The 22,508-nt window shown below is 71.5% G+C and carries 16 protein-coding genes; 13 read left to right on the top strand and 3 right to left on the bottom strand.

What is annotated here, in order from left to right; all coding sequences use genetic code 11:
• Positions 1–136: 136 nt before the first annotated feature.
• From AB0I42_RS00285 to AB0I42_RS00265, 5 genes are all read left to right on the top strand, one after another.
• Positions 137–1,408, top strand: a complete 1,272-nt coding sequence (locus tag AB0I42_RS00285) for an extracellular solute-binding protein (RefSeq protein ID WP_357532724.1) — start codon at positions 137–139, stop codon at positions 1,406–1,408.
• Positions 1,405–2,340 (top strand): sugar ABC transporter permease, encoded by a 936-nt coding sequence (locus AB0I42_RS00280; RefSeq protein ID WP_357532723.1) that lies wholly within the window; start codon positions 1,405–1,407, stop codon positions 2,338–2,340. The genes AB0I42_RS00285 and AB0I42_RS00280 overlap by 4 nt, the downstream gene beginning before the upstream one ends.
• The gene (locus AB0I42_RS00275) at positions 2,337–3,245 is read left to right on the top strand and encodes a carbohydrate ABC transporter permease (protein ID WP_357532721.1); all 909 of its coding nucleotides are present in this window, start codon (positions 2,337–2,339) and stop codon (positions 3,243–3,245) included. Before AB0I42_RS00280 ends, AB0I42_RS00275 begins: the two co-directional genes overlap by 4 nt.
• Positions 3,242–5,734, top strand: coding sequence for a glycoside hydrolase family 2 protein (locus tag AB0I42_RS00270; RefSeq protein WP_357532719.1), 2,493 nt, complete (start codon positions 3,242–3,244; stop codon positions 5,732–5,734). Before AB0I42_RS00275 ends, AB0I42_RS00270 begins: the two co-directional genes overlap by 4 nt.
• Positions 5,735–5,838: 104 nt before the next feature.
• Positions 5,839–6,765, top strand: a complete 927-nt coding sequence (locus tag AB0I42_RS00265) for an ROK family protein (protein ID WP_357532717.1) — start codon at positions 5,839–5,841, stop codon at positions 6,763–6,765.
• 210 nt (positions 6,766–6,975) lie between these two features.
• On the opposite strand, the gene ilvD is transcribed toward AB0I42_RS00265, so the two are convergent.
• Positions 6,976–8,823, bottom strand: coding sequence for a dihydroxy-acid dehydratase (ilvD, locus tag AB0I42_RS00260; protein WP_357532715.1), 1,848 nt, complete (start codon positions 8,821–8,823; stop codon positions 6,976–6,978).
• 224 nt (positions 8,824–9,047) lie between these two features.
• Here ilvD and AB0I42_RS00255 point away from each other — a divergent pair, with 224 nt between their 5' ends.
• The 6 genes from AB0I42_RS00255 (at position 9,048) to serA (ending at position 18,364) form a co-directional block, all read left to right on the top strand.
• On the top strand, positions 9,048–11,381 hold the full coding sequence (locus AB0I42_RS00255; protein WP_357533419.1) for a bifunctional diguanylate cyclase/phosphodiesterase: 2,334 nt from the start codon (positions 9,048–9,050) through the stop codon (positions 11,379–11,381).
• Positions 11,382–11,595: 214 nt separating this feature from the next.
• Positions 11,596–13,452, top strand: a complete 1,857-nt coding sequence (locus AB0I42_RS00250) for an acetolactate synthase large subunit (protein WP_357532713.1) — start codon at positions 11,596–11,598, stop codon at positions 13,450–13,452.
• A 102-nt stretch (positions 13,453–13,554) separates the two neighbouring features.
• Positions 13,555–14,070 (top strand): acetolactate synthase small subunit, encoded by a 516-nt coding sequence (ilvN, locus tag AB0I42_RS00245; protein ID WP_357532712.1) that lies wholly within the window; start codon positions 13,555–13,557, stop codon positions 14,068–14,070.
• On the top strand, positions 14,070–15,125 hold the full coding sequence (gene ilvC, locus AB0I42_RS00240; RefSeq protein ID WP_357532711.1) for a ketol-acid reductoisomerase: 1,056 nt from the start codon (positions 14,070–14,072) through the stop codon (positions 15,123–15,125). The genes ilvN and ilvC overlap by 1 nt, the downstream gene beginning before the upstream one ends.
• Positions 15,126–15,318: 193 nt before the next feature.
• Complete coding sequence (gene mpgS / locus AB0I42_RS00235) at positions 15,319–16,557, top strand: mannosyl-3-phosphoglycerate synthase (RefSeq protein ID WP_357532709.1); 1,239 nt, start codon at positions 15,319–15,321, stop codon at positions 16,555–16,557.
• A 208-nt stretch (positions 16,558–16,765) separates the two neighbouring features.
• Positions 16,766–18,364: a phosphoglycerate dehydrogenase gene (gene serA / locus AB0I42_RS00230; protein WP_357532707.1), complete on the top strand. Its 1,599-nt coding sequence runs from the start codon at positions 16,766–16,768 to the stop codon at positions 18,362–18,364.
• Positions 18,365–18,456: 92 nt separating this feature from the next.
• Here the strand turns inward: serA and AB0I42_RS00225 are convergent, their stop codons facing one another.
• Together AB0I42_RS00225 and AB0I42_RS00220 are read right to left on the bottom strand one after the other, a co-directional pair.
• Positions 18,457–18,810, bottom strand: a complete 354-nt coding sequence (locus AB0I42_RS00225) for a hypothetical protein (protein WP_357532705.1) — start codon at positions 18,808–18,810, stop codon at positions 18,457–18,459.
• Between the two features lie 280 nt (positions 18,811–19,090).
• Positions 19,091–19,948 (bottom strand): FAD:protein FMN transferase, encoded by an 858-nt coding sequence (locus AB0I42_RS00220; RefSeq protein WP_357532703.1) that lies wholly within the window; start codon positions 19,946–19,948, stop codon positions 19,091–19,093.
• Positions 19,949–20,131: 183 nt separating this feature from the next.
• On the opposite strand from AB0I42_RS00220, the gene AB0I42_RS00215 reads away from it, so the two are divergent.
• Positions 20,132–21,163 (top strand): 3-isopropylmalate dehydrogenase, encoded by a 1,032-nt coding sequence (locus AB0I42_RS00215; protein WP_357514354.1) that lies wholly within the window; start codon positions 20,132–20,134, stop codon positions 21,161–21,163.
• 239 nt (positions 21,164–21,402) lie between these two features.
• Entirely contained in the window at positions 21,403–22,500 is a 1,098-nt protein-coding gene (locus tag AB0I42_RS00210) for a branched-chain amino acid aminotransferase (protein WP_357532701.1), read from the top strand.
• The last annotated feature ends 8 nt before the right edge of the window (positions 22,501–22,508 follow it).

Raw genomic sequence — 22,508 nt, 5'->3', positions numbered from 1 at the left:
GGCAGGTTACCAGTTTGGCATGCCCAGGACACAGGATTGACATGTTCCGATGTCGCCCGTACGGTGTCGTCACTTATCCGGTTCAGTCAACGCTCCTCGATCTTGGGAGCGTTCCCATGATTGCTCGGAGGATGACATGAAACGATCCCGGATCGTCCGGATGGCCGCCGTCGGCATGGCCGGCCTGCTCCTGTTCACCGGATGCAGCGGCAACAGCGGTGGTGGCGGCGACGGCGCCGTCACCCTGAAAATCAACTTCTGGGGCGACTTCGGCCTCGACGAACTGAAGGGCCGCTACGAGGCGGCGAACCCGAACGTCCGGATCAGCCTCAACACCGGCGAATACAACGCCCAGCACGAGGATCTCCAGAAGAAGCTGATCGCCGGCTCCGGCGCCCCGGACATCGCCGCCATCGACGAGGGCTTCGTGATCCAGTTCCGGGGCCAGGCCGACAAGTTCGTCAACCTGCTCGACCAGGGCGCCGGCCAGTACCAGGAGCGCTACCTGCCCTGGAAGTGGCAGCAGACGCTGTCGTCCGACGGCGCCACCCAGATCGGGCTCGGCACCGACGTCGGCGGGCTCGCCATGTGCTACCGCACCGACCTGTTCGCCGCGGCCGGGCTGCCGACCGACCGCGACCAGGTGTCGGCGCTCTGGCCCACCTGGGACGCGTTCATCGCCACCGGCCAGACCTATACCGACAAGACCGGCCGCAAGTTCATCGACGCCGGCACCAACATCTTCAACCCGGTGCTCGGGCAGCAGCCGGTCGGCTTCTACGACCAGAGCGAGACGCTGCGGATGGAGGGCGGCCCGAAGGTGGCGTTCGACGTGGCCGCCAAGGCGATCGGCGCCGGGCTCTCGGCCGACCTGGCCGCCTTCTCCCCGGAGTGGAACGCCGGCTTCGTCAAGGGCGACTTCGCGGTGCTGGCCTGCCCCGCCTGGATGCAGGGACACATTCAGAACACCGCGCCGGACACCAGCGGCAAGTGGGACATCGCCGCGATCCCCGGCGGCGGCGGCAACTGGGGCGGCTCCTTCCTGACCATCCCCAAGCAGGGCAAGAACATCGACGAGGCGTACAAGTTCCTGGAGTGGCTGATCCAGCCCGAGCAGCAGATCGAGATCTTCAAGAAGGTCGGCAACCTGCCCTCGCAGCCGGCGCTCTACGACGACCCGGCGATCCGCGACTTCACCAACCCGTTCTTCGGCAACGCCCCGGTCGGCCAGATCTTCAGCGGCACCGCCGAGAACCTCACCCCGCAATACCTCGGCCGGCGCAACGGGCCGACCCGGGTCGCGGTGGAGAACGTGCTCAACCGGCTCGCCAGCGGCGACCTGAAGGGCAAGGCGGCCGACGCGTGGACCGAGGCGGTCAAGGAGGCCCAGAAGGCGGCGGAGGCGTGACGACCCAGCCGCACGGCTGGCGCAACCGCCTGCTCCGCTTCGACCTGCGCTACACCCCGTACCTCCTGATCGCGCCGTTCTTCCTGCTCTTCGGGGTCTTCGGGATCTTCCCGATCGTCTTCAACGGGGTCGTCGCGCTGCGCCACTGGCGGCTCGACGACCCCACCCTGACCGGCTGGGCCGGCTGGGCCAACTTCGAGCGGCTGCTGGCCGACGACGCGTTCTGGAACGCCCTGCTCAACACGTTCGGCATCTTCCTGCTCTCGACGGTGCCGCAACTCACCCTCGCCCTGATCGTGGCCGGGCTGCTCAACCGCGGGCTGCGGGCGCAGACCTGGTTCCGGGTAGGCGTGCTGCTGCCGTACGTCACGCCGCTGACCGCCTCGACGCTGATCTTCGCGGTGGTGTTCGCCCGGGACACCGGGGCGGCCAACTGGGTGCTGTCGGTGCTCGGGATGGCCGAGCCGATCGACTGGCGGGCGGCGAAGTGGTCGTCGTGGATCGCCATCGCGACGATGGTCAACTGGAAGTGGATCGGCTACAACGCGCTGCTCTACCTCGCCGCGATGCAGTCCATCCCGCGCGACGTCTACGAGGCGGCGGCGGTCGACGGGGCGGGGCCGTGGCGCCAGCTGTGGCGGATCACCGTACCGATGATCCGGCCGGTGGTGATCTTCACGGTCATCCTGTCCACCATCGGCGGGTTGCAGCTCTTCACCGAGCCGATGCTCTTCCAGCAGAACACCGCGGCCGCCACCGGCGGCGCCAACCGGGAGTGGCAGACCATCGCCCTGCTGATCTACCAGGTCGGCTGGAAGGACCTCAACCTCGGGTACGCCGCCGCGATGTCCTGGGCGCTGTTCCTGATCATCATCGTGGTCGCCGTGCTGAACGCGGTCGTCACGAACCGGCTCGGAGGAGGCCGCCGATGACGACCGTCACGACGCGCAAGCCCGACACCCGCAGGTCCGGCGATCCCGGCGGGGCCGGACCCGCCGGGCGGGCACCACGCCACCGGGCCGCCGGTTTCTGGAGCTACCTGTTCCTGTCCGTGGTGATCCTGTTCTCGGCCTTCCCGATCTACTGGATGTTCGTCGTCGCCACCAGCACCGACGCCGCCCTCGCCGAGATCCCGCCCCGGGTCGTGCCCGGCGGGATGCTGCTGACCAACCTGCGCGAGGTCTTCTCGATGCAGGACGTGTACTTCGTGCAGTCACTGGCCAACAGCGCGATCGTTTCGGGCGTCGTGACGTTCTCGGTGCTGTTCTTCTGCTCGCTGGCCGGGTTCGCCTTCGCCAAGCTGCGGTTCCGTGGCCGCAACGCGCTGATGGTCTTCGTCGTCCTCACCCTGACGGTGCCCAACCAGCTCGGCGTCGTCGCCCTCTACATCCTGATGGGGGAGATCGGCTGGAACGGCACCCTGCTCGCGGTCATCGTGCCCGGTCTGGTCAGCGCGTTCGGCGTTTTCTACATGCGACAGTTCACGATGGAGGCCGTACCGGACGAGCTGATCGAGGCGGCCCGGATCGACGGCGCGACGACGATGCGGATCTGGTGGAGCGTCGTGCTCCCGGCGGTGCGGCCGGCCCTCGCGGTGCTCGGCCTGCTCACCTTCGTGGCCACCTGGAACGACTTCCAGTGGCCGCTCATCACGCTGGGCGGCACCGACTACCCCACCTCGATGGTGGCCCTGTCCGACCTGGCCAGCGGCAACTACGTGCTCTACCGCCGGGTGCTCGCCGGCGCGCTGGTGGCCACGCTGCCACTGCTCGTGATGTTGTTCATCGGTGGACGTCAGATCGTCCGAGGAATCATGGAAGGCGCGGTGAAGTCTTGACCCACGGTGCGAACGCGGCGGGCCTGCGACCGCTGCACGACGGCTGGACCCTGCGGGCGGTGCCCGGCAGCGGCGACCCCGGAGCCGGTGTGCCCGAGGAGGTCGCCGGCGCCGTCCTGCCGGCCACGGTGCCCGGCTGCGTGCACACCGACCTGCTCGCCGCCGGCCGCATCCCCGACCCGTACCTCGACGACAACGAGACCCGGCTGGCCTGGATCGGACACACCGACTGGATCTACGAGACGACCTTCGCGGCCGACCCGGCCGGCGACGACCGGGTCGACCTGGTCTGCGCCGGGTTGGACACCGTCGCGACGGTCACCCTCAACGACGTCGAGCTGGGCCGTACGGCCAACATGCACCGCGGCTACCGCTTCGACGCCCGCCCCGCGTTGCGGGCCGGCGACAACACCCTGCGGGTACGGTTCGACTCCGCCTACCGTTACGCGCTGGCCCGTCGCGACGAGTTGGGGGAGCGGCCGAACTCGTATCCCGAGCCGTTCAACCTCATCCGCAAGATGGCCTGCAACTTCGGCTGGGACTGGGGGCCGACCCTGGTCACCGCCGGCATCTGGCAGGGCATCGGGCTGCACACCTGGCGGGTCGCCCGGCTGGCCCACGTACGTCCGCTCACGACGGTCGAGGCCGGCGCCGGACGGGTCGAGGTGCACGTCGGGATCGAGCGGGCCGACCGCGGCGCCGGCCCGCTCACCGTACGCGCCACCGTCGCCGGCGCCACCGCGCAGGCCACGGTCGACGCCGGCCGGGACACCGCCGTGCTGACCCTGACCGTCGCCGACCCCGAGCTGTGGTGGCCCCACGGGTACGGCGAACCGACCCGGTATCCGCTGGAGGTGACCCTGCACGCCGCCGACGGCGACCCGCTGGACGCCTGGCAGCGGCGGATCGGGTTCCGCACCGTACGCCTCGACACCACCGCCGACGCCCACGGCAGCGCCTTCACCCTCGTCGTCAACGACGTGCCGGTCTTCGTCCGCGGCGTCAACTGGATCCCCGACGACGTCTTCCCGACCCGGGTCACCCGGGAACGCTACGCGCAGCGGCTCGCCCAGGCCCGCGACGCCAACGTCAACCTGATCCGGGTCTGGGGCGGCGGCCGCTACGAGTCCGACGACTTCTACGACCTCACCGACTCCCTCGGCCTGCTGGTCGAGCAGGACTTCCTCTTCGCCTGTGCCGCCTACCCCGAGGAGGAGCCGTTCGCCACCGAGGTCGCCGCCGAGGCCCGCGAGCAGGTGACCCGGCTGGCCAGCCACCCGAGCCTGGTCATGTGGGTCGGCAACAACGAGAACATCTGGGGCTGGCACGACTGGGACTGGCGGGAGCCGCTGGGCGACCGGAGCTGGGGTGCCGGGTTCTACTTCGACCTCCTGCCGGCCGTCGTCGCCGAACTCGACCCGACCCGGCCGTACTGGCCGGGCAGCCCGTGGTCCGGCGACCACGACCGGCACCCCAACGACCCGGCCCACGGCAGCACCCACATCTGGGACGTGTGGAACACCGACGACTACGTCCGCTACCGCGAATACGTGCCCCGGTTCGTCGCCGAGTTCGGCTACCAGGCCCCGCCGGCGTACGCGACCCTGCGCCGGGCGCTGCGCGACGACCCGCTCGCCCCCGACTCGCCCGGGATGCGGCACCACCAGAAGGCCGCCGACGGCGACGCCAAGCTGCGCCGCGGCCTCGACGCCCACCTGCCGACGCCCCGCGACTTCGACGACTGGCACTACCTCACCCAGGTCAACCAGGCCCGTGCCATCGCGCTCGGGGTCGAGCACTTCCGGTCGCACCGGCCGGTCTGCATGGGCACGATCGTGTGGCAGCTCAACGACTGCTGGCCGGTCACCTCCTGGTCCGCCGTCGACGGCGACGGGCGCCGCAAACCCCTGTGGTACGCCCTGCGCCGCGCGTACGCCGACCGGCTGCTCACCGTCCAGCCGCGCGACGGCGTACCGGCCCTGGTGGCCGTCAACGACGGCGGGCGACGCTGGACGGCCCGGGTGACGGTCAGTCGGGTCGGGCTCGACGGCGAACCACGGGCGAAGGCGGTCGTGGAGTTGGACGTGGCGGCGTATGCGACGGCGACCGTGCCGCTGCCGGCGGACCTGGCCCAGCCCGGCGACCCCCGGCGCGAACTGCTGGTCTGCGCCAGCGGTGACCTGCGGGCCTGGTGGTTCTTCGCCCCTGACCGGGAGATCGCCTACCCGCCGGCGGCCTACGACACGACCGTCGAGCCGGTCGACGGCGGCCTGCGGCTGACCGTGACCGCCCGTACGGTGCTGCGCGACCTGACCGTGCTGGCCGACCGGCTCGACCCGGCGGCCGTCGTCGACGACGCGTTGGTCACCCTGCTGCCGGGCGAGTCGGTGAGCTTCACCGTCCGTACGTCCCGACCGGTGGACCCGGCCGCCCTGGCCGCCCGTCCGGTTCTACGCTGCGTCAACGACCTCACCGCCGGCACGGTATGAACCCGTCCGTTCGGGAACACGGTGTGACCAGGTCAGGGGCCGGGACGACCGGCGGCCTGCGTCGTAGGTCGTGACGGATCGACCGGACGGAGCGAGGTGACGGCGTGACGGGTCCCGTTCTAGCTGTTGACGTGGGTGGCACCAAGCTGGCTGCGGCGGTGGTCGAGCCGGACGGCACGATCGCCACCCAGGCGACCGTGCCGACCCCGGTCAGCTCCGATGCGCAGACCGTGGCCGCCGCCCTCGACAGCCTCGTGCGCGAGGTCGCCGAGCGGGGGCCGAGCCGGCGACTGGTCGGTCTCGGGGTCGGGTCGGCCGGGCCGCTCGACCCGCTGGCCGGCACGGTCAGCCCGGTCAACATCGGCGCCTGGCGCGACTTCGGCATCCTCGACGCGTTGCGCGACGTGCTGCCCGGCCGGCCGGCGGTGCTGGCCGGCGACGGGCACTGCATGGCGCTCGGCGAGCACTGGCGGGGCGGGTACGGCGACCGCTCGGTGCTCGGCATCGTGGTCTCGACCGGGGTCGGCGGCGGCCTGGTGATCGGCGGCCGGGTGCATTCCGGCGGCACCGGCAACGCCGGGCACATCGGCCACATCGTGGTCGACCTGGGCGGACCCGACTGCGCGTGCGGCGGCCGGGGCTGCGTGGAGGCGCTGTCCAGCGGGCCGGCGATCGCCCGGTGGGCGGTCGAGCAGGGCTGGTCGCCGGGAGACCGGCCGGCCGACGCCCGGGCCCTGGCCGACGCCGCCCGGGCCGGCGACCCGGTGGCGCGGCGTGCCTTCGACCGGGCGGCGGTCGCCCTGGCCGCCGGCATCGTCTCCGCCGCCGCGCTGATCGACCTCGACGACGTGGTGATCGGTGGCGGCGTGTCCGGCGCCGGCGACGTGCTCTTCGACCCGCTGCGGGCGGCGGTCGCGGAGTTGGCCGGGCTGCCGTTCGTGACCCGGGTACGGATTCACCCGAGCACCCTCGGCGGCGACGCGGGGCTGCTCGGCGCGGCCGCACTGGCGATGGAGGCCGCCCGCGCCTGACCCACGCCGCGCTGACCGCCTGCGCCGCGCGAATCGCCTGCGCCGGGTGATCGTCTGCTGCTCTGCCGGCCTCGGACGGCGTGTCGCCCCGGTCGGACAGCAGACGATCATCGGTGTGCCCGTGGCGGGCGACCGCACGATCACGGGGCTTCCGACCCGGTGGACGTCGAGGGGCCGGGAGCGGCGCTCCCGGCCCCCGCGACGAAGGTGTTACTCGGGCACGCGGCGGTATGCGCCGTCGCTGGCCGAGGTGGCCATCGAGGCGTATGCCCGCAGCGCGGCGGACACCGGGCGCTGCCGGTCGACCGGCGTGTACGGCCGGTCCCGCTTGTCCTGGGCGATCCGGCGCGCGTCGAGCACCTCGTCCGGCACGTTCAGCCGCAGCGACCGGGCCGGGATGTCGATGACGATCTCGTCACCGTCCTCGACCAGCGCGATCAGCCCACCGCCGGCCGCCTCCGGCGAGACGTGACCGATCGACAGGCCCGAGGTGCCACCGGAGAACCGGCCGTCGGTGATCAGCGCGCACGCCTTGCCGAGCCCGCGACCCTTGAGGAACGAGGTCGGGTAGAGCATCTCCTGCATGCCCGGCCCGCCCTTCGGACCCTCGTAGCGGATCACCAAGACGTCGCCCGGCCGCACCTCCTTGGCGAGGATGCCGCTGACCGCGTCGTCCTGCGACTCGAAGACCCGGGCCGGCCCGCTGAACCGCCACAGCTCCTCGTCGACGCCGGCGGTCTTGACCACGCAGCCGTCCGGGGCGAGGTTGCCGTGCAGGATGGCCAGCCCGCCGTCGGCGGTGTAGGCGTGGGCACGGTCGCGGATGCAGCCGGCCTCGGCGTCGGTGTCCAGCCGGTTCCACCGGTTGGTGGTGGAGAACGGCTCGGTGGTGCGTACGCCGCCCGGCGCGGCGTGGAAGAGTTCGACGGCCTCCGGGCGGGCCTTGCCGCCGCGGATGTCCCAGTCGGCGAGCCAGGTGTCCAGGTCGGGGGAGTGCACGGCGCGTACGTCGCGGTGCAGCAGCCCGGCCCGGTCGAGTTCGCCGAGGATGGCCGGGATGCCACCGGCCCGGTGCACGTCCTCCATGTGGTACTTCGGGCTGTTCGGGGCGACCTTGGCCAGGCACGGCACCCGGCGGGAGATCGCGTCGATGTCGGCGACGCCGAAGTCCAGTTCGGCTTCGCGGGCCGCGGCCAGCAGGTGCAGGACGGTGTTGGTCGAGCCGCCCATCGCCACGTCGAGCGCGACCGCGTTCTCGAACGCCGACCGGTTGGCCAGCGCGCGGGGCAGCACCGAGGCGTCGTCGTTGTCGTACCACTGCCGGGCGATCTCGACGATCAGGCCGCCGGCCCGGACGAACAGATCCTTGCGGGCGGCGTGGGTGGCCAGCGTCGAGCCGTTTCCGGGCAGCGCCAGACCGATCGCCTCGGTGAGGCAGTTCATCGAGTTGGCGGTGAACATGCCCGAGCAGGAGCCGCAGGTCGGGCAGGCCGACCGCTCGATGCTGTCGAGCTGTTCGGTGGTCACCGCGTCGTTGGACGAGGCGATCATGGCGTCGATCAGGTCGATCTTCTCGTGGACGATGCCCTCGATCGCGACCGTCTTGCCGGCCTCCATCGGGCCGCCCGAGACGAAGACCGTGGGGATGTTGAGCCGCAGCGCGGCCAGCAGCATCCCCGGCGTGATCTTGTCGCAGTTCGAGATGCAGACGAGCGCGTCGGCGCAGTGCGCGTTGACCATGTATTCGACGGCGTCGGCGATCAGTTCGCGGCTCGGCAGCGAGTAGAGCATCCCGCCGTGACCCATCGCGATGCCGTCGTCGACGGCGATCGTGTTGAACTCGCGCCCCACCCCACCGGCCGCGGCGACCGAGTCGGCGACCAGCCCGCCGAGGTCCTTGAGGTGTACGTGCCCGGGCACGAACTGGGTGAAGCTGTTGGCGATGGCGACGATCGGCTTGCCGAAGTCGTCGTCCGTCATGCCGGTCGCGCGCCACAGGGCGCGGGCTCCAGCCATCGTCCGCCCGTGGGTGGAGGTCTTGGACCGCAGGTCAGGCATACCCCCCAGTGTTGCACCGCGACCCGTCCACCGGCCGCCGCGCCGTACGGCGGGTCCACCACTCGGGAAAAGGTGTGGCGTCCGCCATAGCCGCCGGACCCGCTGTCGCACACCCCGTCCCCCCACGCCAGGTCACCATCCGGCAGAGTTGATGTGTGCACTTCCCCTCGGGTGTCGAGATCGCCGCCGTGGCCGGTGGGTTCACCGCCGTGATCGGCACGGTGATGCTGGTCTGGTCAGCCCGCCGACACTCCGGTGCGAGCCGGCGCGCCCGCCTGGTGCTCGCCGCCGGGGCCGGGGTGGCCGCCGCCAGCCTGGTCGTCGGTCTCGTCGGCCTGGTCGCGATGGTTCCGGACTGGTCGGCATACCGGGAGCAGCGGGTCACCCTGGCCGGTGTCGTGTCGATCGGGGTCGTGCTCAGCGGGGTCCTGTTCAGTGTCGGGCTGCTGCGGATGCCCGGCCTCGCCGGTGACACCCGCACGGTGGCCCGCCACCTGCTCGACGCGGTGGTCGTCGGGGCCGCGCTGTGGTTCGTCGGCTGGGTGCTGCTGTCCGAGCCGACCCGCGTCCTGGGCGCGGCGACCCCGACCACCTGCACGGCGATCCTGCTGGCCAGCGTGGCGGTCGCGATCGTGGTCGGGGTGGCCGTGGTCGCCGTGCTGCGGACCGCCCGGCCGCGCCGCGGACTGATCCTGACCGGTGCCGGCATCGTCACCACCGCCGTCGGCGGGCTCGGCGTGGCCGCCGGCGTCTGCCAGCCGGGCACGGCGATGGTGCTGGCGAGCACCGTGGCGGTGCCGGTCGGCGTGCTCGTCCTCGTCTGGGCGGTCCGGTTCCCCGACACCCCCGGCGAGCCGCACGGCGACGTGATCCGCCGGGGCACCGCCTACGCCTTCCTGCCGATGCTCGGCATGGCCGCCTCGGCGGTCTACCACCTGCTGCTCGAGGGCCGGTTCACCGCGCCGGGGATCGCCGCCGGCATCGCGGAGGGGTTCGCGCTGGTCGCCCGGCAGTACGTCGCGCTGCTCGACGTGCGGGCGTACGCGCACCGGCTGGCCGAGAGCGAGGCGCACTACCGGGACCTGGCGCACACCGACGCGCTGACCGGGCTGGCCAACCGGCGCGGACTGCTGAAGGAACTGCGCCGGGTGCACCAACGTGACGTACCGGTGGTCCTGCTGGCCCTGGACCTCGACGGCTTCAAATACGTCAACGACATGCGCGGCCACGACGTCGGCGACGCGGTGCTCGGCGACGTCGGCGCCCGGCTGCGGCAGAACCTGCGGCCGGGCGATCTCGCCGCCCGGCTGGGCGGTGACGAGTTCGCCGTGCTGATGCGCACCGGGCCGGCCGAGGCGCAGCGGGCGGCGGACCGGCTGCTGGGGGTGCTGTGCCGGCCGTACGAGCAGGGCGACGGCATCGTCTTCCTGTCGGTCAGCATCGGTATCGCCCGGCGCACCGGCGGGTCGGACGTACCCACCCTGCTGCGCAATGCCGACCTGGCACTGCGCTACGCGAAGCAGCGCGGCAAGAACCGGGTCGAGCAGTACGACATCGCCTACGACCAGTTGCTGCGCCGGCGGACGACCCTGGAACACGAACTGCGCGGTGCGGTCGAGCGCGGCGAACTGCACCTGGTGTTCCAGCCGGTGGCGGAGATCCCGGCGGTCCGGCCGGTCGGCGCCGAGGCCCTGCTGCGCTGGACCCACCCGCGGCTGGGCAAGGTACGCCCCGACGAGTTCATCCCGCTCGCCGAGGAGTGCGGGATGATCGCCACGCTCGGGTCGTGGGTGCTGCACCAGGCGTGCCACCAGCTCGCCCTGTGGCGGGCGGCCGGCCACGACGTGTGGGTGTCGGTCAACGTGTCGCCGCGCGAGCTGCACGCCCCGGAATACGTCGAGCAGGTGGCCGAGGCGCTGCGCGCCCACCGGGTGCCGTCGCAGCGGCTGGTGCTGGAGGTGACCGAGCACACCGTGGCCACCGACCTCGACGAGTTGATCAAGCGGTTGCGGGCGCTGCGGGCCATCGGCGTACGGATCGCGCTGGACGACTTCGGCGCCGGCTACTCGTCGCTCGGCCAGCTCCGCCACCTGCCGATCGACATCCTGAAGATCGACCACAGCCTGGTGGCCGAGCAGAAGTCGCCGGTGGACGGCCGGCCCGACCGGGTCTTCGCCCCGTACGTCGACGTCGTGATGCGCCTCGGGCACCAGCTCGGCCTGCAGGTGATCGCCGAGGGGGTGACCAACCAGACCGAGATGGCGGCCGTGGTCGAGGCGGGCTGCCGCTTCGGGCAGGGGCAGCTCTTCGGCTGGGGGGTTCCCGCCGAGCACCTGGAGGCGCTGCTGGAGTCGGCGACGTCACCGGGCGCGCGGGCGGTGCCGGCCGTTCCCCGGCAGATCGGCGGACGGGCCGACGGGGGCGTGGGCGCGCCGGTGAACCGTACGCCGGACGTGGACCCGGCGCAGTCGTCGCACGAGGTTGACCAGCGGAATCCGACACGCGGTGACCAGGATGTGAGATCAGTTGACTCAGCGCGTGAGATGCGTCAGGCTTAGCCCCATGTCGCCGACCAGGTCGTTTCGAGTACTTATCTGAGCGCACTCTCATCGTTCGAGAGTGCGCTGGCCCCGTGCATCTGCACGTGGGCCGTTTTTATTGGCCAGCCACCCGTTGCCCGTCCGGGCGCGGGTCCGCCCGCGCGGGCGCCGGTCCGCGCCGAACCCGCATCACGCGTAGAGCGTGCCGCACCGACCGAAGGCCAGAATTGCGATGACTAGACCAACGCCAGAGACGCTCGCCAACCGCGTCCACGCGACGCCCAGCCCGGCCACCCTCGCCACCGGGTCCGGCTCGGCGGCCGTGCCCGTACCGCCGCCCGGCCCGGCCCAGGTCTCCGGTGCGGGTTCGCTCGTCAGGTCGCTGGAGGCGCTCGGCGTCGAGGTCGCGTTCGGCATTCCGGGCGGCGCCATCCTGCCGGCGTACGACCCGCTCTACGACTCGACGGTGCGGCACATCCTGGTCCGGCACGAGCAGGGGGCCGGCCATGCCGCGACCGGCTACGCGCAGGCCACCGGCAGGGTCGGGGTCTGTATCGCCACCTCCGGTCCGGGCGCGACCAACCTGGTGACGCCGATCGCCGACGCCTACATGGACTCGGTGCCGGTGGTGGCGATCACCGGTCAGGTCGCCCGTCCGGCGATCGGCACGGACGCCTTCCAGGAGGCCGACATCCAGGGCATCACCCTGCCGATCACCAAGCACAACTACCTGGTGCAGACGCCGGAGGAGATCCCGCGCATCCTGGCCGAGGCGTTCCACCTGGCCTCCACCGGCCGGCCGGGCCCGGTCCTGGTCGACATCCCCAAGGACGTGCTGCAGGCGCAGACGACGTTCTCCTGGCCGCCCACCCTGGAGCTGCCCGGCTACCGGCCGACGCTGCACCCGCACGGCAAGCAGATCCGCGAGGCGGCCCGGCTGATGAACGCCGCCCGCCGCCCGGTGCTGTACGTCGGCGGCGGCGTGCTCAAGGCCGAGGCGACCGACGGGCTGCGCAAGCTGGCCGAGCTGACCGGTATCCCGGTGATCACCACGCTGATGGCCCGGGGCGCCTTCCCCGACTCGCACCGGCAGCACCTGGGCATGCCCGGGATGCACGGGACCGTCGCGGCCGTCTACGCGCTGCAGAAGGCCGACCTGATCGTGGCGCTCGGCGCGCGGTTCGACGACCGGGTGACCGGCAACCTGGACTCGTTCGCCCCGGGCGCGGCGATCGTGCACGCCGACATCGACCCGGCCGAGATCGGCAAGAACCGGGCCGCCGACGTGCCGATCGTCGGTGACGCCCGGCACGTGATCGACGAGCTGATCGCGGCGGCGACCGTCGAGCAGAGCGGCGGCCGGACCGGTGACCGCACCGAGTGGTGGGCGCAGCTCGACGACCTGCGTGACCGCTACCCGCTGGGCTACGACGAGCCGGCCGACGGCACGCTGGCCCCGCAGTACGTCATCCAGCGGATCGGCGCCATCGCCGGCCCCGACGCGGTCTACGCCGCGGGTGTCGGCCAGCACCAGATGTGGGCGTCCCAGTTCATCTCGTACGAGAAGCCGCGGACCTGGCTCAACTCCGGCGGTGCCGGCACGATGGGCTACGCGGTGCCGGCCGCGATGGGCGCGAAGGTCGGTATGCCGGACACCACCGTGTGGGCGATCGACGGCGACGGCTGCTTCCAGATGACCAACCAGGAGCTGGCGACCTGTGCCCTGGAGGGCATCCCGATCAAGGTCGCCGTGATCAACAACGGCAACCTGGGCATGGTCCGCCAGTGGCAGACGCTGTTCTACAACGAGCGCTACTCCAACACCGACCTGGGCACCCACAAGCACCGCATCCCCGACTTCGTCAAGCTCGCCGAGGCGCTCGGGTGTGTCGGGCTACGCTGCGAGAACGCCGCCGACGTGGACAAGACGATCGAGGCGGCGATGGCCATCAACGACGCCCCCGTGGTGATCGATTTCGTGGTCGGCAAGGACGCCATGGTGTGGCCGATGGTCGCCGCCGGCACCAGCAACGACGAGATCATGTTCGCCCGTGGGGTCCGCCCCACGTTCGACGAAGACGACCTGTGACCGCGCCGGCGGAGTTCGAGGAGAAGGCATGAGCGAGCCCCGCGAGCGAATCAGTCAGCTCTGTGCCGGTCATGGCGGCGACGAGCGCAGCGAGGAGAAGGCATGAGCAAGCACACGCTGTCGGTGCTGGTGGAGAACAAGCCCGGCGTCCTGGCCCGGGTGGCCGGCCTCTACTCCCGGCGCGGGTTCAACATCGACTCGCTGGCGGTCGGGGAGACCGAGCACCCGGAGGTCTCCCGGATCACGATCGTCGTCAACGCCGACGAGTCGCCGCTGGAGCAGGTGACCAAGCAGCTCAACAAGCTGGTCAACGTTCTGAAGATCGTCGAGTTGGACCCGGGGGCCGCGGTCGCCCGCGAGCTGCTGCTGGTCAAGGTCCGGGCGGACCGGGCGGCGCGGGCGCAGGTGCTGGAGACGGTCGCGCTCTTCCGGGCGCGGGTCGTCGACGTCGCCCCGGACACGCTCACCATCGAGGCGACCGGTACGCCCGACAAGCTCGACGCGCTGCTGCGCGACCTCGAACCGTTCGGAATCAAGGAAATGGTGCAGTCCGGCCTCGTGGCGATCGGGCGCGGCTCGCGCTCGATCACCACCGGCCCGGCGCTGCGTGCCGCTTAGTGACGGCGGGTCGCAGGGGCCCGTCGCAGGAAAGGGAAGTCATGACCGCTGAGGTGTTCTACGACGACGACGCCGACCTGGGCATCATCCAGGGCAAGAAGGTCGCGGTGATCGGCTACGGCAGCCAGGGGCACGCCCACGCGCTGTCGCTGCGCGACTCGGGTGTCGAGGTCGTCATCGGCCTGCCGGAGGGCTCGAAGAGCCGGGCCAAGGCCGAGGAAGAGGGCCTGCGGGTGCTGACCCCGGCAGAGGCGTCGGCCGAGGCCGATCTGATCATGGTGCTGGCGCCGGACACCGCGCAGCGTTCGCTGTACGCCGAGTCGATCGCGCCGCACCTGTCGGCCGGCAAGGCGCTGTTCTTCGGTCACGGCCTCAACATCCGGTACGACCTCGTCAAGCCGCCGGCCGACGTGGACGTGGCCCTGGTCGCCCCGAAGGGGCCGGGTCACCTGGTCCGCCGGCAGTACGTCGACGGCAAGGGCGTGCCCGCACTGGTGGCGGTGGAGCAGGACGCGACCGGCAACGCGCTCGCGCTCGCGCTGTCGTACGCCAAGGGCATCGGCGGCACGCGGGCCGGTGTGATCAAGACCACGTTCAAGGAGGAGACCGAGACCGACCTGTTCGGTGAGCAGGCGGTGCTCTGCGGCGGCGCCTCGGCGCTGGTGCAGACCGGCTTCGAGGTGCTGACCGAGGCGGGCTACGCCCCGGAGGTCGCCTACTTCGAGTGCCTCCACGAGCTGAAGCTGATCGTCGACCTGATGTACGAGGGCGGCATCGCCCGGATGCGCTACAGCGTCTCCGACACCGCCGAGTACGGCGACTACACCCGTGGTCCGCGGGTGGTCGACGCCCGGGCCAAGGAGGAAATGCGCAAGATCCTGGCCGAGATCCAGTCGGGTGAGTTCGCCCGCGAACTGATCGCCGAGGACGACGCCGGCCGGCCCAACTTCAACAAGTGGCGGGCCGAGGGCGCCGCGCACCCGATCGAGGAAACCGGTCGGAAATTGCGCGGGATGATGAGCTGGGTCGATCGACCGATCACCGAGACCGCCTGACGTCCAAGGTCAGCGAACGGCACTTCATCGAGGCGTTCCCGACATGTCGCCTGGGCGGCAACGGGAACGCCTCGATCATTGTGCGTTACGTCCAGGTTGCGATTCGGCGTCCGTTCGTGGCGGAAGTCGAGCGCTGTGCCTATTTGACCGTTGGTTACAACCAGTTAATCTAAGTCTCCGGTACTGTCGCCGCATGCGTCTGGAGCACTCGCACCGTACCGAACGCTTCGGCGCCGTTCGCATCCACGAACTTCAGCGCGTTATCGAGCTGGACTCCGGGGATGCCACGGGGGCCCGGGGCAGTGGCATCGTCTCGCACGATGCCATCCGCGCCATCGAGCGCGAGATGGTAATTGTCATTCCGTGCATGAATGAGACACGGAGGGTGATCGAGGGTGTGCTCTCCGGTATCCCGCACGACTGTCTGATCGTGCTGGTCTCGAACAGCGACCGACATCCGGTCGACCGGTTCGAGATCGAGGCGCAGACCGTCGAACAGTTCTGCCAGTCGGCCGAGCGCCCCGCGATCACCATCCACCAGCGCGACCCGGGTCTCGCCGCGGCCCTCAAGGCGGCCGGGATGCCCGAGCTGGTCGGTGACGACGGGATGGTCCGCGCCGGCAAGGGCGAGGCGATGCTGATCGGCATGGCCGTCGCCGCGATGACCGGACGGGCCTACATCGGTTACGTGGACGCCGACAACTACGTGCCCGGCGCCGTGCACGAATACGTCAAGGTCTACGCCGCCGGCCTGCACCTGGCCGCCAACCCGTACGCCATGGTCCGGATCTCCTGGCACTCCAAGCCCAAGCTGCGCGACGGCCGGCTCTTCTTCAGCCGGCGCGGCCGCAGCTCCGAGATCACCAACCAGTTCCTCAACCGGCTGGTCGCCGAATACTCCGGCTTCGGCACCGAGGTGATCGCGACCGGCAACGCCGGCGAGCACGCGCTCAGCCTCGACCTCGGGCTGCGGATGCGCCTGGCCGGTGGGTTCGCCGTCGAGCCCTTCGAGTACGTCGACCTCTTCGAGCAGTTCGGCGGCGTGCTGCCCGCCTCCTATCCCGAGGTCATGACCAGCTCGGTGCCGGTCCTGCAGATCGAGACCCGCAACCCGCACTTCCACGACAACAAGGGCGAGGACCACGTCCAGGGCATGCGGATGCAGGCGCTGAACGTGCTCTACCACTCGCCGGTGTCGCTGCCGGCGGTGCGTGAGGCGATCCTCGACTTCATGGTCGCCCAGGGGGCGCTGGCCCCCGGCGAGGAGCCGCCCCGGGAGCGGATCTACCCGCCGGTGGGATCGCTGGACTTCGACCTGTTCTTCGACACGCTGACCGCCGAGGCGAACAGTTTCCGGCAGGTCGGCACCGGTCCAGCCGTGGAAAGACCGAGCCCGCGAGGCCGCACTCCGGAGATCGCAAGCCCCGCGTGAGAGGGCTCACCTGGAAGCGGTTGCGCGGGCGTTAGGTCGGGTTTGTGAGGGCACTCACGCGGGGGTGCGGGCCGTGGTGGCGCCGGTGGCGCCTACGATCGCGGTAGGCCGCATCCCCGTTGTGTATCCCGCTCGGGGGAGTGCTGGGCGCAGAGCGGCGCCCCCGCCGCCGCACACCACCCGCCCCTGACGATATCTACGAGGACCGATGACTCCTGTCGTACTGATCGCTGAAGAGCTCGCCCCCGCCGCGCTCGACGTCCTGGCCCACGACTTCGACGTACGGCACGTCGACGGCACCGACCGGGTCGCCCTGCTGGCCGCGCTCGCCGAGGCCGACGCGGTAATCGTGCGCAGTGCCACGCAGATCGACGCCGAGGCCGTGGCCGCCGCGCCGCGGCTCAAGGTCGTCGCGCGGGCCGGCGTCGGCCTCGACAACGTCGAGGTGCCGGCCGCCACCGCCCGCGGCGTCATGGTGGTGAACGCGCCCACCTCCAACATCGTCTCCGCTGCCGAGCAGGCCGTCGCGCTGCTGCTGGCCGTGGCCCGCAACACCGCCAGCGCCAGCGCCGCGCTCAAGGCCGGCGAGTGGAAGCGTTCCAAGTACACCGGCGTCGAGGTGCAGGGCAAGACCGTCGGGGTGGTCGGGCTCGGCCGCATCGGCGTGCTGTTCGCCCAGCGGATCGCGGCCTTCGGCACCCGCCTGATCGCGTACGACCCCTACATCCAGCCGGCCCGCGCCGCCCAGCTCGGCGTACGGCTCGTCGGCCTGGAGGAGCTGCTGCGCGAGAGCGACTTCATCTCCATCCACCTGCCGAAGACCCCGGAAACCGTCGGCCTGATCGGCGAGAAGGAACTCGCGATCGTCAAGCCCGGCGTCCGGATCGTCAACGCGGCGCGCGGCGGCCTGGTCGACGAGCAGGCCCTGGCCGACGCGATCGCCGAGGGCCGGGTCGGCGGCGCCGGTGTCGACGTCTACGCCAAGGAGCCGTGCACGGCGTCGCCGCTGTTCGCGTTCGACAACGTGGTCGCCACCCCGCACCTGGGCGCCTCGACCGCCGAGGCCCAGGACAAGGCCGGCCTCGCCGTCGCCAAGAGCGTCAAGCTGGCGCTCCAGGGCGAGTTCGTGCCGGACGCGGTCAACGTCCAGGCCGGCGGCGTCGTCGCCGAGGACGTCCGGCCGCTGCTGCCGCTCGCCGAGAAGCTCGGCAAGGTCTTCACCGCGGTCGCCGGCGGGATCGCCGCCAGCGTCACCGTCGAGGTCCGTGGCGAGATCGTCGCCAACGACGTCTCGGTGCTCAAGCTGGCCGCCACCAAGGGCCTGTTCACCTCGGTGGTCGAGGAGCAGGTGACGTACGTCAACGCGCCGCACCTGGCCGCCGACCGGGGCGTGGCCGTCGAGCTGGCCACCTTCGCCGACACCGTCGACCAGCCCAACCTGGTCACCGTGCGCGGCGCGCTGCCGGACGGCCGTACCGTCTCCGTCTCCGGAACCGTGGTCGTCAGCGGCACCCGCGAGGTCATCAAGCTCACCGAGGTCGACGGCTTCGACCTGGAGCTGGGCGCCGAGGGCATCCTGCTCTTCCTGCGCTACGTCGACCGGCCGGGCGTGGTCGGCACGATCGGCTCCATTCTCGGCGAGTCCGGCGTCAACATCGCCGCGATGCAGGTGGCCCGGCGTGAGGCCGGCGGTGAGGCGCTGATGACCCTCACCGTCGACTCGGCGGTCGGCGTCGAACTGCTCGCCTCGGCCGCCGACGCGGTCGGCGCCGTCGCCGCGAGCGCGGCGGACCTGCGCGACGAGTAGGCAACGGCGACCCGGCGGGTGTCCGACTGCGGTCGGTCACCCGCCGGCCCGTTGCGCCGCGGCCGGCGGCGCCCCGGTCCGGCGGCGCGTGATCAGCGCCCTACGGTGGCCGGTGGTGGATAAACCGAGCCGTCCTGCGGGTCGAACAGCAGCAACCCGTATACGCCGGCGAGTCGCTCCACGGTCAGCAGCACCTCGTCGGCACAGGTCTCGGTCAGGTTCATCTCCAGGTGGTCGGCGGCCATGTGCGGTGGTGTCACCGCCCACGGGGAGTTGGCGGCCCGTTCCGGGTAGCTCGCGGTCAACGCGGCGTGGAACGCGAGGATGCGGCGATCGGGCGGCCCCGCCCGGTGCTCGCCCCGCCGGCACGACTCGTGGGCGGCGCGCACATTCGCCGCCGTGGCGCCCGTTGCGTCAAGGGCCCACACGACCAGATCGAAACTCACGCGCCACAGACTGCCATCCGACCGGGGTCAGGTTTCGCGCAACCCCGGATCGACACGCGGTGGACGTACCTCTTGCGCTCGGTGAGCTGCAATCGATAGCGTATCCGCGCGGTTACGCAGCGATTCTCGGGCGTGGGCTCGTCTTCGGGTGATGGGACACCACGTCGGGTGCGTGCCGGCACTTGTGCGCGAGCCACGCGTACTCGTCTTCGACCGGCCCTCGCGATCTGTTGCCGAGATCGTGGGGGCCGGTCGTCTTTCCGGGCGGCCGACCGTCCGCTCAGCGGGTCGGGGCGAGCAGCGCCCGGTAGCCGTCCGCGGTGGGAAACCAGGCCAGTCCGGCGCGGCCGGCGGCGAAGAGCGCCGTCGCGTAGGCGTCGGCGACGGCCAGGTCCGGGCCGGTCACGGTGGCGGCCGCGAGGTGGTGGACCGCCTCGCCGGTGTGCGGGTCGACGACGTGGTTCTGGTGGCCGGCCACCCCCGAGGTGCCGACCGCGCCCCCGGTCATCGCCAGCATGATCGGTGGCCGCTTCGTCTGGTAGGGGTGGTGGATCGCGACCCGCCACGGCCCGCCGTGCGGCGCGTGCCCGCGTACGGTCAGGTCGGCCCCGCTGACCACGGCGTAGTCATCGATGCCGGCGGCGCGCAACCGGGCCGCGGCCCGCTCGACCGCCCAGCCCTTGATCAGGCCGCTGGGGTCGAACCCGCCCGGCACCGCCCAGGCGTCGAACCAACCGTCGGTCGCCGCCCGCATCGCGTTGCACCGCTCGACGATGTCGAGCAGCGGCGGGTAGGCCTCGGGGGCCACCTCGCCGCGGCGCAGCCGGGACACCAGGCTGCCCTCGCGCAGCGGGCTGTAGGTCACGTCGATCGCCCGCAGTTCGGCGACCGCGTCGCCGATCGCCTCGCTCAGCATCCGCCGGGTCATCCAGGCCGGCCCGTTGAGGACCAGCGAGTAGTCCGCGGTCGAGGTCTGCACGGTGTGCCGGGCGACCAGCCGGTCGGGACCGGCGCCGGCACTCGTGGGCCGGGACCTCGCGGCCGGGCCGCCGAGGCGTACGTCGGGTCTGGCCGGTTGGTCACCGGGAGCGATGGTTCGGACGGTGTCGGTGTTACGGATGGTGCGGTGGATCGGCATTGCCTTCGGCCCCCCTCTGCCGGACGTCACCCAACCTAGGCGCCGGACGTGACCTCGTGGTGGATTTTCGCTGTGAAGCTTCTGTACGGCAGAACTTTCCAAACCTTGGGAAGCGCGTACCGGAGGACGGGACGATCGCCTAACGTTCGGTAAACAGCGAGGGTTAAGGAGTTCGACGTGTCGGTGGCACGGATCGCGGTGGTGGCCGGTGACGGCATCGGGACCGAGGTGGTCGCCCAGGCCCGCAAGGTCCTCGACGCCGTACTGCCCGGGGTGGAGGCGACCGAGTACGACCTCGGGGCCGCCCGCTACAACCGCACCGGCGAGGTGCTGCCCGACTCCGTGCTGACGGAACTCGCCGGACACGACGCGATCCTGCTCGGCGCCGTCGGCGACCCCAGCGTCCCGCCGGGCGTCCTGGAGCGCGGCCTGCTGCTCAGGCTCCGCTTCGCCTTCGACCAGTATGTCAACCTGCGCCCCTCCCGGCTGTGGCCGGGCACCGCGAGCCCGCTCGCCGGTGTCAAGGCGGGCGAGATCGACCTCGTCGTGGTCCGCGAGGGCACCGAGGGGCTCTACACCGGCGCGGGCGGCTCGCTGCACCGCGACACCCCCGCCGAGGTCGCCACCGAGGAGAGCCTCAACACCCGACACGGCGTCGAGCGGGTCATCCGGGACGCGTTCGCCCGCGCCGAGCGCCGCGAGCGCCGCAAGGTGACCCTGGTCCACAAGACCAACGTGCTGACCCACTCCGGTTCGCTGTGGGCCCGGGCGTTCCAGGCGGTCGCCGCCGAGCACCCGGACGTCACCACCGAATACCAGCACGTCGACGCCGCCGCGATGTTCCTGGTCACCCAGCCGCAGCGCTACGACGTCGTGGTCACCGACAACCTCTTCGGCGACATCCTCACCGACATCGCCGCCGCCGTCAGCGGTGGCATCGGGCTGGCCGCCAGCGGCTGCATCAACCCCGAGCGGGCCTACCCGTCGATGTTCGAGCCGGTACACGGCTCGGCGCCCGACATCGCCGGCAAGGGCGTGGCCGACCCGGCCGCCGCCGTACTGTCCGCGGCGCTGCTGCTCGACCACCTCGGCCACCCCGAGGCGGCCCACCGGGTATCCGAGGCGGTCGCCGCCGAACTCGCCGCCCGCGTACCCGGAGCACCGCTGCGTACCGAAGAGGTCGGCGACCGGCTCGCCGCCCACGCGGCCGGCTGACCCGCCCCGCAAACCGCCGGCCGGGCCGGCCGGACCATGGTCCGGCCGGCCCGTACCGATCTGTTTCGCCCACCCCGACCGGGGACTCCACCGGCCTTCCGCGACCGTCACCGCGCCGTCGACGCACCTGGCCGGGCCATCGCCCATGAACGACCGTTCGGGGTAGATTCCAGGCACCAGTCCCGTTCCCCTGGCGTGCCCGTGTCCGCACGCGCCCAGCAATCTGGAGGTCAAACGCGATGAGCGGTGGTGACAAGCTCGACTTCGAGATCCGTCCGAATCCTGCGCCGGTATCCGCCGCCGAACGAACCGCGCTGATGGCCAACCCGGGATTCGGCCGGATCTTCACCGACCACATGGTCACGATCCGCTACGCCGACGGCAAAGGCTGGTACGACGCCCGGGTCGAGGCCCGCGCGCCGATCCCGATGGACCCGGCCACCGCGGTCCTGCACTACGCCCAGGAGATCTTCGAAGGGCTCAAGGCCTACCACGCCGGCGACGGCGGGGTGACGCTCTTCCGCCCGGAGGCCAACGCCGCCCGGTTCACCGCCTCGGCCCGCCGGATGGCGATGCCGCCGCTGCCCGAACCGGCGTTCCTGGACTCGCTGCGGCACCTCGTCGAGGTCGACCGCGAGTGGATCCCGGCCGGCGACGACGGCAGCCTCTACCTGCGCCCGTTCATGTACGCCAGCGAGGTCTTCCTCGGGGTCCGGCCGGCCGCCGAATACCTGTACGTGCTGATCGCCTCGCCGGTCGGGTCGTACTTCTCCGGCGGCGTCAAGCCGGTCACCGTCTGGGTGTCGCCGCACTACACCCGGGCGGCGCCCGGCGGCACGGGGGCCGCGAAGTGCGGCGGCAACTACGCCGCCTCGCTGGTCGCCCAGGCCGAGGCGATCGAGCACGGCTGCGACCAGGTGGTTTTCCTCGACACCGTCGAGCGTCGCTACGTCGACGAACTCGGCGGGATGAACATCTTCTTCGTCTACGACGACGGCACGCTGGTCACCCCGCCGTTGACCGGGACGATCCTGCCGGGCATCACCCGGGAGTCGGTGATCACCCTCGCCCGCGAGGCCGGGCACGAGGTGGTCGAGCGGCCGGTCGCCTTCGACGAGTGGCAGGCCGACGCGACCAGCGGCAGGCTGCGGGAGGTGTTCGCCTGCGGGACCGCCGCGGTGATCACGCCGATCGGCCGGGTGCGGTTCCCGGAGGGCGAGTTCGCGGTCGCCGACGGCGGGCCGGGCGAGGTCAGCATGGGAATCCGGCAGCGGCTGGTCGACATCCAGCGGGGCCGGACCGACGACCCGTACGGCTGGGTCCACCGGGTGTTCTGATCCGCCTG

The organism is Polymorphospora sp. NPDC050346, from assembly GCF_040655695.1.
Lineage (GTDB): Bacteria > Actinomycetota > Actinomycetes > Mycobacteriales > Micromonosporaceae > Polymorphospora > Polymorphospora lycopeni.
The sequence above is the reverse complement of the archived record's forward strand: the minus strand, read 5'-3'. Positions and strand labels throughout refer to the sequence as shown.